14 protein-coding genes are annotated in these 12,013 nt (G+C 33.7%); 4 read left to right on the top strand and 10 right to left on the bottom strand.

All coding sequences use genetic code 11. From position 1 onward, the window contains the following. Positions 1-133: 133 nt before the first annotated feature. Both ACZ098_RS15970 and ACZ098_RS15975 read right to left on the bottom strand, forming a co-directional pair. Positions 134-898, bottom strand: coding sequence for a TIGR02757 family protein (locus ACZ098_RS15970; protein ID WP_487312764.1), 765 nt, complete (start codon positions 896-898; stop codon positions 134-136). Then, complete coding sequence (locus ACZ098_RS15975) at positions 898-1,566, bottom strand: ABC transporter ATP-binding protein (protein WP_487312765.1); 669 nt, start codon at positions 1,564-1,566, stop codon at positions 898-900. Before ACZ098_RS15975 ends, ACZ098_RS15970 begins: the two co-directional genes overlap by 1 nt. Before the next feature lie 145 nt (positions 1,567-1,711). On the opposite strand from ACZ098_RS15975, the gene msrA reads away from it, so the two are divergent. From msrA to ACZ098_RS15990, 3 genes are all read left to right on the top strand, one after another. Further along, positions 1,712-2,362, top strand: coding sequence for a peptide-methionine (S)-S-oxide reductase MsrA (msrA, locus tag ACZ098_RS15980; protein WP_487312766.1), 651 nt, complete (start codon positions 1,712-1,714; stop codon positions 2,360-2,362). Positions 2,363-2,380: 18 nt separating this feature from the next. Continuing rightward, complete coding sequence (folE, locus tag ACZ098_RS15985; RefSeq protein ID WP_487312767.1) at positions 2,381-3,040, top strand: GTP cyclohydrolase I FolE; 660 nt, start codon at positions 2,381-2,383, stop codon at positions 3,038-3,040. 150 nt (positions 3,041-3,190) lie between these two features. Further along, positions 3,191-3,508, top strand: a complete 318-nt coding sequence (locus tag ACZ098_RS15990) for a hypothetical protein (protein WP_487312768.1) — start codon at positions 3,191-3,193, stop codon at positions 3,506-3,508. Here the strand turns inward: ACZ098_RS15990 and ACZ098_RS15995 are convergent. The 5 genes from ACZ098_RS15995 to ACZ098_RS16015 all read right to left on the bottom strand — a co-directional run bounded on the left by ACZ098_RS15995 (position 3,505) and on the right by ACZ098_RS16015 (position 7,941). After that, positions 3,505-3,834 carry a DUF6787 family protein gene (locus ACZ098_RS15995; protein WP_487312769.1) on the bottom strand — a complete coding sequence of 110 codons (330 nt, stop codon included), beginning with the start codon at positions 3,832-3,834 and terminating at the stop codon, positions 3,505-3,507. The two genes, ACZ098_RS15990 and ACZ098_RS15995, sit on opposite strands and share 4 nt — an antisense overlap. A gap of 30 nt (positions 3,835-3,864) precedes the next feature. Further along, complete coding sequence (locus ACZ098_RS16000) at positions 3,865-4,299, bottom strand: DUF6146 family protein (protein WP_487312770.1); 435 nt, start codon at positions 4,297-4,299, stop codon at positions 3,865-3,867. 207 nt (positions 4,300-4,506) lie between these two features. Further along, positions 4,507-5,460: a D-2-hydroxyacid dehydrogenase gene (locus tag ACZ098_RS16005; protein WP_487312771.1), complete on the bottom strand. Its 954-nt coding sequence runs from the start codon at positions 5,458-5,460 to the stop codon at positions 4,507-4,509. A gap of 215 nt (positions 5,461-5,675) precedes the next feature. Beyond that, on the bottom strand, positions 5,676-6,749 hold the full coding sequence (gene serC, locus ACZ098_RS16010) for a 3-phosphoserine/phosphohydroxythreonine transaminase (RefSeq protein WP_487312772.1): 1,074 nt from the start codon (positions 6,747-6,749) through the stop codon (positions 5,676-5,678). A 133-nt stretch (positions 6,750-6,882) separates the two neighbouring features. Continuing rightward, the gene (locus ACZ098_RS16015; RefSeq protein WP_487312773.1) at positions 6,883-7,941 is read right to left on the bottom strand and encodes an acyl-CoA reductase; all 1,059 of its coding nucleotides are present in this window, start codon (positions 7,939-7,941) and stop codon (positions 6,883-6,885) included. A gap of 133 nt (positions 7,942-8,074) precedes the next feature. Between ACZ098_RS16015 and ACZ098_RS16020 the strand changes: the two genes are divergently transcribed. Beyond that, positions 8,075-8,425, top strand: a complete 351-nt coding sequence (locus ACZ098_RS16020) for a 4Fe-4S dicluster domain-containing protein (protein ID WP_487312774.1) — start codon at positions 8,075-8,077, stop codon at positions 8,423-8,425. Between the two features lie 116 nt (positions 8,426-8,541). Here the strand turns inward: ACZ098_RS16020 and ACZ098_RS16025 are convergent, their stop codons facing one another. The 3 genes from ACZ098_RS16025 to ACZ098_RS16035 are packed head-to-tail and all read right to left on the bottom strand — an operon-like array spanning position 8,542 to position 11,996. Beyond that, positions 8,542-10,332 (bottom strand): acyl-CoA dehydrogenase family protein, encoded by a 1,791-nt coding sequence (locus ACZ098_RS16025; RefSeq protein ID WP_487312775.1) that lies wholly within the window; start codon positions 10,330-10,332, stop codon positions 8,542-8,544. 59 nt (positions 10,333-10,391) lie between these two features. Continuing rightward, complete coding sequence (locus tag ACZ098_RS16030; protein WP_487312776.1) at positions 10,392-10,757, bottom strand: four helix bundle protein; 366 nt, start codon at positions 10,755-10,757, stop codon at positions 10,392-10,394. Positions 10,758-10,814: 57 nt separating this feature from the next. Then, positions 10,815-11,996 (bottom strand): acetyl-CoA C-acyltransferase, encoded by a 1,182-nt coding sequence (locus ACZ098_RS16035; protein ID WP_487312777.1) that lies wholly within the window; start codon positions 11,994-11,996, stop codon positions 10,815-10,817. Positions 11,997-12,013 lie beyond the last annotated feature (17 nt).

A 12,013-nucleotide genomic window follows, 5' to 3' on the forward strand; every position in this document is an offset into this window, starting at 1 on the left:
GCAAAAATAGGATAATTTTTTAATATCAATTGCAATATCTAGGTCAATTTCAAAAATCAATTTCAATGCTATTTTCGAAAAAATGATTACAAAAATAAAATCTATTTACGTAACGTTCTGATACAAAAAAGAGCTAAAACTTTTCAAATACTCCCAATCCGAAGAGTGCAAAATCGTATTTTACAGGATCGTTTTGGTCTAAGTTTCGCAAATTGGTATCTAGTTCTGAAAGTGCTTTTGCATCGTTTTGTTTTCTATAAAGTAGTTCTAATTTTCGAGCCACATTTCCTGAATGTACGTCTAACGGACAGGATAGAGCTGAGGCCGAAATGGATTTCCAAATTCCAAAGTCAACTCCTTTTTTATCGTCGCGAACCATCCAACGAAGAAACATGTTAATTCTTTTGGCTGCCGAATTGTTTAGTGGGTCAGAAATGTGTTTTTGAGTACGAGATTGGTGGTTGATTTCGAAAAAAACTTTTTTAAATTCAGAAATGCTTTTTTGCATGGAATTTTCTTCGATGTTTTTTAAAAAGACAGCTTCCAATCCGTTATGGTTTTGGTAGATATGGTTTAATCCTTTTATGAATGTCGAAAAATCTGTGCCATTGAATGTTCTATGAACAAAATTTTCTAGTTTTTCTAAATCGTTTTCTGAATGTGACATGACAAAATCATAAGGAGAATTACCCATCAAATCCATCATTTTTTTGGAATTATTGATAATCATTTTGCGGTTTCCCCAGGCGATTGTTGCGGCAAGAAATCCGGAAATTTCAATGTCTTCCTTTAATGAAAATTGATGTGGAATCTGAATTGGATCACTTTCAATGAAATTAGGATTGTTGTATAATAGTACTTTCTCGTCTAGAAAATCTTTTAATTCAGATGGATTCATTATAAATCTGTTGAAATCATTCCGTCGACCATGACCAATTTTCTGTCGGCCATATTTGCCAATTCTTCGTTGTGGGTTACGATAACAAATGTTTGTCCAAATTCTTCACGAAGTTTAAAAAACAATTGGTGTAAATTTTCTGCCGATGCGGTGTCTAAGTTTCCTGATGGTTCATCAGCAAAAATCACCGACGGTTTATTGATTAATGCTCTTGCAACTGCAACACGTTGTTGCTCACCACCAGATAATTCGCCAGGTTTGTGATTGATTCGGTGTGAAAGGCCTAAATAGTCTAACAGTCTTTTGGCTTCTATTTCAGTTTCTTTTTTTTCTTTTCCTGCAATATAGGCAGGTATACATACATTTTCAAGTGCTGTAAATTCAGGTAAAAGTTGGTGAAACTGAAAAATAAAACCCAAATGCTCATTTCTAAATTTCGACAATGTTTTGTCGTTCATTTTAAGAATGGTTGTTCCGTTTATTTGAAGTTCACTTTTTTCTTGCAGGTTAGGTTCGTCAAGAGTTCCTAATATTTGCAAAAGCGTCGTTTTTCCTGCACCTGATGCACCAACTATTGAAACAATTTCACCTTTTTGAATATGTAAATCTACACCTTTCAAGACGTGAAGTTTGTCGTAATATTTATGTATATTTTTTGCAATTATCATATAAAACGTTTTTACAAAGAAACAAAGATTTACTCATATTATAAATGAACTATAACTTTTATTTATACGTAAGTAAATATTAAATATTAGTTAAATGATAATTATTGTTTAATTATTTACTACTTTTGTTAAACAAAAATTACTAATGATTCGATTACTAACACTTCTTTTTGCTTTTATTTGCCTCTCGTGCCAATCCAATGCACAAGAATCTCCTAAAGTCAATATTGAAAAAACAAAAAAATTAATGCAAAACGGAAATGAAATTGCCACTTTTGCCGGTGGATGTTTTTGGTGTACCGAGGCTGTTTTTCTAGAGTTAAAAGGTGTACAATCTGTAACATCTGGTTATACTGGCGGTGAACTTGTAAATCCTACTTATAAAGATATTTGTACAGGACAAACTGGCCACGCAGAAGCTATACAAATAGTTTTTGACCCGAAAATTATTACCTTTGGAGAATTACTTGAAGTGTTCTTCGCTACTCACGATCCAACTACTTTAAACCGTCAAGGTGCCGATATTGGAACACAATACCGAAGTGAGGTTTTTTATCATAATGAGGAACAAAAAAAGTTAACTGAAGATTACATCCAATTGCTTTTGCAGGAGCATACTTTCGGGTTTGGAAAACCTATTGTAACCAAAGTTTCTCCAGCAGTCGTTTATTATCCAGCAGAAGACTATCACAAAGATTACTACAGTAAAAATAAAACACAAGGCTATTGCTCGTATGTTATTACGCCAAAAGTTGAAAAAGTACGCACACAATTTAAATCAAAACTTAAAAATTAATCCCAAAAAACAATAGCCATGAACACACAAGAAATTTACGAATTGATTGGCGATAATCACCAAATGACATCTGCCGATACACCAATGAGGCCTGATGCATTTGTAAAGTCCGATGAAGAAAAAATGACTACTATTGAAAAACATTTCAAAGTCATTATGGAAGAAATGGGATTAGATATGACCGATGATAGCCTTCAAGGAACGCCACATCGTGTAGCCAAAATGTTTATTAAAGAAATTTTTAGCGGTTTAGATCCTAAAAATAAACCGAAAATATCAGTATTTGATAATTCGTATCACTATGATAAAATGTTGGTAGAAGCTAATATTAATTTCAATTCAACCTGCGAGCACCATTTTTTACCAATTGTTGGTAAGGCACATATTGGATATGTATCGTCTGGAAAGGTAATTGGATTGTCTAAACTAAACAGAATTGTTGATTACTTTTCTCGCAGACCACAAGTGCAAGAACGCTTGATTATGCAAATATTTAATGAACTCAAAACCGTTTTAGAAACCGATAACGTAATAATTGTTATGGAAGCGGCTCACTTATGTGTGTCTTCTAGAGGTATAAAAGACGAAAACAGTTACACTTCTACAATTCAGTATGGTGGAATTTTTAATGAAAAAGAAAATAGAAATGACTTTTTTAACATGATTAAGAAAGAGTAAAACACCTTTTTTTTGCCCAATTTTAATGTTAGAACCAATTCTTATTATAAGAGTTGGTTTTTTTATTTTTTCTATTTGATACCTCTAATTCAATTTTTTTTAAATTGGCATTAGATTTGTTATTAGTTAAGAAATTAATTTAAAAATAAAATGATACTTTCTAACGAAGTTATAGTCAATTCATCCAACAAACAGCGCAACCTTTATTTAGGTATTCTGTTTGATGTAATGGGAATGTTGACTTATTTGGTACCTTTTTTAGGTGAGTTTGCAGATACTATTTGGGCGCCACTTGCAGCCTATATGTTATCTTCAATGTACAAAGGAATTATTGGTAAAGTGGGTGGAGTAATTGAATTTTTAGAAGAAATTCTTCCATTTTCAGATTTTATTCCCACTTTTACTCTTACATGGATTTATACTTATGTGATAAAAAATCAAGATGTAAAACTTAGAAAGGAACTTTAATTAGTTCCTTTTTTTTGTTCAAAAATGTTAACGATAAAGCCGAGTTTCATACTCCGAAGCATTTTTTTTTCAAATGCCCAAAAGAATTTAAATTGGCCAAAAAGAAATCCGAAGCCAACCAATAGTATTTGATAGAACGGAAAAATAAGTACAAGGTACAAAGGATAATAAATCCACAAAGAAATTGTATTTTTTTTTATTCCCAATAATTCTAAAAAAGGTCCAGCAATATAAGATGAAGTAAAGCCGGTTGCAGCAAAGACCAATAATATGACAACTACTTGCCAATTGGATGTTATTTGCCAACGCTGTTTAAAGTTCTTCATCAGTAGTTTTGAAATGCAAAAATAGTATAATTAAATTCGGGGTACAAGTCCAGATAACTGTTGTTTGTAATTTAGTTGAAAGAATACCAAATAATTATAAATAAGATAATTTACCTCATACCCATAATGAATGTATCTATCGTAATTGATTTGCATTTGATATAAATTGGGATTAAAACGTTGTGGTTGCATAACTCTATTATTCCATTCGGTTATCCACACTTGATTTCTGTTTTCTAAAAAAGTTTCAGTGTAATAACCTCGAGGTCTAGCTTGCGAAACTAGCCATGAATTAAATCCGGGTTCAAGTATAATCACTTCATATTCCAATTCCTCATTGGCAATTCTTACGGTATCACTAAGTGAAACAGTCTCGTCTTTCTTATGATCTAAAACTAAACTTTTGTTAGTAGTACAACTGAATAGAAATAATGATAAAATAAGTAATATAAATAAATTTTTCATAGCATTTGAAATTTACATAAAAATACTAAATAACAATAAGTTACCATTTTATTTTAACTTAAATTTTGAAATAAAATTTTGTAATTAGAGCACTTGTTGTCAAATAGGTTGTGAAGTACTATTTTAATTTATCTAAATTTATAACAAAATAAAAAATCCAAATCTAAAATTTTCAGATTTGGATTTAAAATATAATTTATAGAATGATTAATTTCTTAAAATGCCAATTATTTGCTCGGCAAGTTCTGTCCCAATTCGGTCTTGTGCTTCTACAGTAGCAGCTCCAATGTGTGGTGTTAAAGAAATTTTCGGATGCATTAAAATTTTAATTTCAGGAGTTGGTTCGTTTTCAAAAACATCCAATCCAGCAAAGAGTACTTTGTTTTTATCCAAAGCATCAATCAATGCAACTTCATCGATAACACCGCCACGAGCGCAATTTATGATTCCAACTTCATCTTTCATCATCGCCAATTCGGCAGCGCCAATTACATAACCATCTTGAGCAGGTACGTGCAATGAAATAAAATCAGAGTGTTTTAATAAATCTTCCATTGGTTCGGTACTTATTTCGACATTTATAAATTGTCCGTTATAAAAATCGACTTTAATCTCTGCTTTGCCAAGAAATTTATCAGCTGCAATAACTTTCATTCCTAATCCTAGCGCCATTTTGGCTACAGCTTGACCGATACGTCCAAAACCAATGATTCCAATAGTTTTGCCACGAAGTTCCACGCCATTTGCATAGGCTTTTTTCAAACCTTCAAAGTTAGAATCTCCTTCAAGAGGCATAGTTCTGTTGGCATCATGTAAAAATCGTACACCTGTGAAAAGATGAGCAAATACTAACTCTGCCACACTTTCGCTTGAAGATGCAGGAGTATTTATTACATGTTTTCCATTTGCTCTAGCGTAATCCACATCTATGTTATCCATACCTACGCCACCGCGACCAATAATTTTAAGTCCTGGGCAAGCATCAATAATGTCTTTTCTAACTTTGGTTGCACTTCGAACCAAAATTACGTCAACGTTGTTACTGTTTATAAAATTAGCAACTTGTTCTTGTGCTACTTTGGTCGTGATTACTTCAAAACCACCTTTTTCTAAGGCTTCAATTCCACTTTTCGACAATCCGTCGTTGGCTAATACTTTCATTTTTATGCTGAATTTATTTCAGCATCTTTCGATGCTTATTATGATTTTAATTATTATTTTTTGAAGCTATTCCTGCTATTCATTTCAATCTTTTTATCGTTTAAAAAAAACGATAAAAAGGATTTCCATTGCTATCAGGGCTAAACTAATCTGTGCTTTTGGCTTTTTAAATTGTATTTATTCTTTAATCAGTTCTAAGGAATATTAAAAACTAATTACTGAACACTTTTTTCCAACTCTCGCATTACATCAACCAATACTTGTACACTTTCTAATGGTAATGCATTGTACATTGATGCGCGGTAACCTCCAACAGAGCGATGTCCTGGTAAGCCAGAAATTCCTGCTTCTTTCCACATTTGGTCAAAAATAGGAGCGTGGCTTTCATCGTTTAACAAGAAAGTCGCATTCATAATGCTTCGGTCTTCAACGGCTGCAGCACCTTTAAATAAAGGGTTTCTGTCAATTTCAGCATAAAGTAAATTTGCTTTAGCTTCGTTTAATTTTTCAATAGCAGCAATTCCTCCAAGATTTTTCAACCATTGCAGTGTTAGTAATGAGGCATAAACTGGAAATACCGGTGGTGTATTGTACATACTTTCGGCAGCAATATGTTTTTGATAATCCAACATACTCGGAATATATCTTCCAGATTTACCTAAAATGTCTTCCTTAATGACTACTAAAGTTGTTCCTGCAGGACCCATATTTTTTTGAGCGCCAGCATAAATGATATCAAATTTTGAAAAATCTAAACTTCTTGAGAATATATCAGAACTCATGTCGCATACTACTGGAATATCCAAGTCAGGAAACGATTTCATTTGTGTTCCAAAAATAGTATTGTTACTTGTGCAATGAAAATAACTTGCATCAGTTGGAACGGCGTAGTCTTTAGGAATATGATTGTAATTTTGCTCTTTCGAAGAGGCAACTACTACAGTTTCACCAAAATGTTTTGCTTCTTTTATAGCATTATTTGCCCAAGTTCCAGTGTCTAAATAGGCAGCTTTACCGTCAGTTTTCATGAGGTTGTACGGAACCATAAGAAATTCTAAACTTGCACCACCAGCCAAAAACAAGGCTTGATATCCTTTTCCTTGTAAACCAAGTAATTCCAAAACCAAAGCTCTTGCATCATCCATCACAGCAACAAAATCTTTGCTTCGATGTGAAATTTCTAATATTGATAAATCAGAATTGTTGAAATTTAAAATAGCTTGTGCTGATTTTTCAAATACTTCCTGAGGAAGAATGCATGGTCCGGCGCTGTAGTTGTGTTTTTTCATTGTAGTGTTTCCATAAATTTAGAATGCAAATTTCGGAAATAGACCGTTAAAAATGACTTTTGATTTGCAGCTAATGACGCGATGTTATTAACAATAACGTAATAGTTTATAAGATAAATTAATCGTTTTTTAACTATATGTTCATAAGAAATTCAATCGTATCTACATTATCTGCATAATCCCATAAATTTGGCTTTTGTGTGTGACCAAAATCTATTGAGTTATCAATTAGCGTATTTGAAACAATGCATTGAATTTGATCTTCATCGTTTTTTAATTTAGTTTTAAGATGGTTTATATCTTCATAAAATTCATAAAAAACAGACGAAATAGGTGAGGAATAACTTGAGTCTTCTTTAATCGTTAAGAAACCATTATCTAATAATTTAAAATTACTCATTAAGAAAACTGCCTTGTTGTAGTCGTAATTGTTTGCATATTTTTCGTAATGAATTACGTCTTGATAGGGAAATATTGCCTCGAAGAATGTGTCGAAAGCATAATTTTCAGGAACAAATAACTTGGAAACGTTTCGGCATCCTAAGCCAAAATATCTAAAAATATCTTCACCAAGATTCTGTAATTGTTGCTTACTTTCTAAACCATCAAGAACTGCCACAGAGTTTCTGTTCTTGCGAATAATACTTGGTTTGTCTTTAAAGTAGTATTCAAAATATCTTGCTGTATTATTGCTTCCGGTGGCAATAACAGCATCAAAATTTTCTAGTTTTCCTTCGGTAAAGGTGATTAGCTCTTTAAATTCTGAATCCAATGATATCAAATAATTTGCCAGAAAAGGTAAAAGTTTTTGGTCGTTGGACGAAGTTTTGATTAGTACTTTATTACCTGAAACTAAAACTGATAGAAAATCATGAAATCCAACAAGAGGAATATTTCCTGCAAGAATTAATCCAACAGTTTTTGCATTCGAGCTTTTAAAACTATAGCGCGACAACCACGTGTCAAAATTATCTTTGGTTAAGGCATCTGCCCACGAATTTACTGCAAAATAAACTTGTTCGGGTGTGAACCATCCATTATGTGATTGTGATAATTGCAGTAATGAATCGAAATCTTCAAAAAACAAATCGTTATTTAAAACATTAGGATTTTTAGTAGCTTCTTTCTCATGAAATTGTCTTAAAAAATTTCCTAGTTCTATAAAACATTTTATTTTATCGTTTTGTAACATTTGTTTATTTGTTTATGACAAGATTTGATTGTAATTTTGCACAAAAATAAGATAATTAGTCGAAAGACAAATGTATGAAAGCCAAAAGTATTTGACGTTCTATGTTTAGCTTTGGACTTTAAGACTAAACTAGATGGCAATTATAATCACTGACGAATGTATAAATTGTGGCGCGTGCGAGCCAGAATGTCCAAACACTGCAATATATGAAGGTGCCGACGATTGGCGCTATAAGGATGGTACCAAATTACGTGGAAAAATCATTCTACCCGACGGAACTGAAGTAGATTCAGATGCTGCGCAAACACCTATTTCTGACGATATTTATTATATTGTTCCAGGGAAATGTACCGAGTGTAAAGGTTTTCATGAAGAACCACAGTGCGCTGCGGTATGTCCTGTTGACTGTTGTATTCCTGATGATAATCATGTAGAAAGTGAAGAAACGCTGTTAAATAGACAAGCATTCTTACATAACGAATAATAGTAAACGTTACTTTATAAGAAAAACCGTCCTTAATTTTAACGACGTTTTTTTTGTGCATAAAAAAAGCCAACGTTTCCGTTGGCTAATTCAAACAATTAACTAAACTAAAAATCTTAATAACAGTATTCGTTTTCAGCAACTAATTTTGCTGTAATTGTTTCTCTCAAAGCTACAATATTTGGCATATTAGTATATTTTGTGAAACGACGTAATCCCATTAACATCATGCGTTGTTCATCACCTTCAGCAAATGATATGATGCTTTCTTTTCCTTTTAAATTTACGATATCCACTGCTTTGTACAAATATAATTTTGCCATAGCAATTTCTTCTTGAACTTTATCTTCACCGTCTCTTTTGGCTGTTTTTTCAGTTCTCAAAATGGTGCTTTCTGCCATGTAAATTTCAATTAACATATCGGCTGCAGCCATTAATAATTGTTGGTGTCCGTCTAAATCTGGACCGAATTTTTGAACAGCACCACCAGCAACCATTAAGAATGCTTTTTTCAAGTTGGCTACAATTACCTTTTCTTCAGCAAATAATTCTGAGAAATCTGGCGTATCGAACGATGGTATTCCCATTAATTCTTCTTGAACTTTTGATGCTGGTCCAAGTAAATCAACGTGACCTTTCATTGCTTTTTTGATCAACATTCCTACAGATAACATTCTGTTGATTTCGTTTGTACCTTCATAAATACGTGCAATTCTTGCATCACGCCAAGCTGATTCCATTGGTGTATCTTCAGAGAATCCCATACCTCCAAAAATTTGAATACCTTCGTCTGCACAATTTTGCACGTCTTCAGAAACGGCCACTTTTAAAATCGAACATTCAATTGCAAATTCTTCAACACCTTTTAATTCGGCTTCTTGATGTGAATTTCCTTCTGCAACTCTTGCATTGATCCGATCTTCAATAGATTTTGCAGCTCTATACGTAGCACTTTCTCCAGCATAACAGCTTGTTGCCATTTCTGCCAATTTGTAACGAATTGCTCCGAATTGTGCAATTGGCGTATTAAATTGAACTCGTTCGTTAGCATATTTCACTGCGCCAGAAGTCACTCTACGTTGTGCATCCAAACAAGCTGCAGCTAATTTTATACGTCCAACGTTTAACGAATTCATTGCAATTTTAAATCCGTTTCCTCTTTCCGATAGCATGTTTTCCACTGGAACTTTCGTCTCATTAAAGAAAACCTGACGGGTTGAAGAAGCACGAATTCCTAATTTATGCTCTTCTTCGTTCATTGAAATTCCATTAGATGGATCATTTTCTACGATAAAACCTGTAATATTTTTATCATCACCAATTCTTGCGAAAACTATAAATACTGAACAAAATCCAGCATTAGAAATCCACATTTTTTGTCCAGTGATTGAATACGTTTTTCCATCTTCAGATAAAACTGCTTTTGTTTTTCCAGAATTGGCATCAGATCCTGCACCTGGTTCTGTTAAGCAATACGCGCCAAACCATTCGCCTGAAGCTAATTTTGGTACGTATTTTAATTTTTGTTCTTCATTTCCGTACAACGTAATTGGCATTGTACCGATTCCGGTATGCGCACCAAAAGCTGTTGAAAACGAACCAGTAGCGCCCGAAATGTAATCGCAAACAAGACAAGTGTCTACAAATCCCATTCCTAATCCGCCGTAAGCTTCAGGAACTGCAATTCCTAAGAATCCCATTTCACCTGCTTTACGCATGGAAGCCTCTGTATAGGCATAATCTTTTTTCTCAAATTTGTCTTTGTGTGCCCACAATTCTTTATCTGTAAATTCTTTCACAGAATCGCGCATCATCAATTGTTCTTCTGAGAAATCTTCTGGAGTAAAGATATTTTCACATTTGGTTTCTTTAACTAGGAATTGACCTCCTCTTGTTATTTCGCTCATTTTTTTATTTTTTTTAAGATGATAGATAATAGACGACTAGATAATTGACGATCTATTTATTAATTATTTAACGTATTTTGAAAAGCCATTGTTGCTTTTTGTAATTCTTCAATTTTTAGTTCTAAATTGTTTGTTAGTTCTTCTGTTATATATTTTCTATGATTGGCTAATAGTACTTGAGTTTGTAACTCAAAAGATGATCCTAATGAAATATCAAGAAAATGACTAAAAGATTTATTTGTTCTACTTGAACCTTCTGCAATATTTGATGGAATTGAAATGCAGCATCGATCCATTTGGCTTTTTAAACCAAATTTTTCAGTAATAGGAAAACTATCAGTCATTTCCAAAACTATTTTGGCAACTTCCATCCCCATTTGCCAAATTTTTAGTTTCTTAAAGTTGTGTCTTTTAAAGTCGCTCACTTTTTTACTTTATATGTTCTTCGTCTATTATCTCTCCGTCTATTATCTATAATCTCTTTACAACAGCTCAAATACTCCTGCACTTCCTTGTCCAGTTCCAACACACATACTCACAATTCCGTATTTATCGCCACGGCGTTTCATTTCATCAAATAATTGTACCGAAAGTTTTGCACCTGTACAACCTAGTGGATGACCAAGTGCGATTGCGCCACCATTGACGTTTATGATTTCTGGATTCAGATTTAATTCGCGAGTTACTGCTAATGCTTGCGAGGCGAATGCTTCGTTTAATTCGATTAATCCGATGTCATTTAATGATAAACCAGCTTGTTTCAGTGCTTTCGGAATTGCTTTTACTGGTCCGATTCCCATAATTCTTGGTTCAACACCAGCAGATGCAAAATTCACTAATCGCGCAATAGGAGTGATGTTTAGTTCTTTTACCAATTCCTCGCTCATGATAAGTACAAACGCAGCACCATCACTCATTTGGGACGAGTTTCCGGCCGTTACACTTCCGTCAGCAGCGAAAACAGGTCGTAATTTATTCAATGCAGCAGTATTGGTGTCGGCTCTTGGACCTTCATCTTTATTTACTACGTACGATTTTGTTTCCTTTTTACCATTTTCATTGATAAATGTTTGCTCCACAGTAATTGGAACAATTTGTTTGTCAAATTTACCTTCAGCTTGTGCTTTCAAAGCTTTTTGATGTGAGTTGAAAGCAAACTCATCCTGATCTTCACGAGAAATATTGAATTGTTTGGCAACAGCTTCTGCCGTTAAACCCATACCCCAATAGTAATCTTCGTTTCCTTCTTTTGCGACAGCGTAATCTGGAGTAGGTTTGTATCCACCCATTGGGATAAAACTCATGCTTTCTGCGCCACCAGCGATAATACAATCTGCCATTCCGCTTTGGATTTTGGCTGTTGCCATTCCGATAGTTTCTAGTCCAGAAGCGCAATATCTATTTACTGTCACACCAGGAACGTCTGTAACTTTTAATCCCATTAAGGAAATTAATCGTCCAACGTTCAGGCCTTGTTCGGCTTCTGGCATGGCGTTTCCAACCATTACGTCATCAATTCTTTTCTTGTCGAAATCTGGAAATTGCGCCATCAGATGTTCGATTGTTTCTGCTGCTAATTCGTCAGGTCGTTTGAAACGGAAAACTCCTTTTGGTGCTTTTCCAACTGCCGTACGAAATCCGGATACTATATATGCTGTTTTCATGTTTTATTTTTTTTGGA

Source organism: Flavobacterium sp. SP2 (genome assembly GCF_057626655.1).

Coding starts and splice junctions, on each gene's coding strand:
- ACZ098_RS15995 (WP_487312769.1), bottom strand. CDS start 3,834: ATGAAGAACTTTAAACAGCGTTGGCAAATAACATCCAATTGGCAAGTA.
- ACZ098_RS15975 (WP_487312765.1), bottom strand. CDS start 1,566: ATGATAATTGCAAAAAATATACATAAATATTACGACAAACTTCACGTC.
- ACZ098_RS15970 (WP_487312764.1), bottom strand. CDS start 898: ATGAATCCATCTGAATTAAAAGATTTTCTAGACGAGAAAGTACTATTA.
- ACZ098_RS15990 (WP_487312768.1), top strand. CDS start 3,191: ATGATACTTTCTAACGAAGTTATAGTCAATTCATCCAACAAACAGCGC.
- folE (WP_487312767.1), top strand. CDS start 2,381: ATGAACACACAAGAAATTTACGAATTGATTGGCGATAATCACCAAATG.
- ACZ098_RS16015 (WP_487312773.1), bottom strand. CDS start 7,941: ATGTTACAAAACGATAAAATAAAATGTTTTATAGAACTAGGAAATTTT.
- ACZ098_RS16020 (WP_487312774.1), top strand. CDS start 8,075: ATGGCAATTATAATCACTGACGAATGTATAAATTGTGGCGCGTGCGAG.
- msrA (WP_487312766.1), top strand. CDS start 1,712: ATGATTCGATTACTAACACTTCTTTTTGCTTTTATTTGCCTCTCGTGC.
- ACZ098_RS16025 (WP_487312775.1), bottom strand. CDS start 10,332: ATGAGCGAAATAACAAGAGGAGGTCAATTCCTAGTTAAAGAAACCAAA.
- ACZ098_RS16000 (WP_487312770.1), bottom strand. CDS start 4,299: ATGAAAAATTTATTTATATTACTTATTTTATCATTATTTCTATTCAGT.
- serC (WP_487312772.1), bottom strand. CDS start 6,749: ATGAAAAAACACAACTACAGCGCCGGACCATGCATTCTTCCTCAGGAA.
- ACZ098_RS16035 (WP_487312777.1), bottom strand. CDS start 11,996: ATGAAAACAGCATATATAGTATCCGGATTTCGTACGGCAGTTGGAAAA.
- ACZ098_RS16005 (WP_487312771.1), bottom strand. CDS start 5,460: ATGAAAGTATTAGCCAACGACGGATTGTCGAAAAGTGGAATTGAAGCC.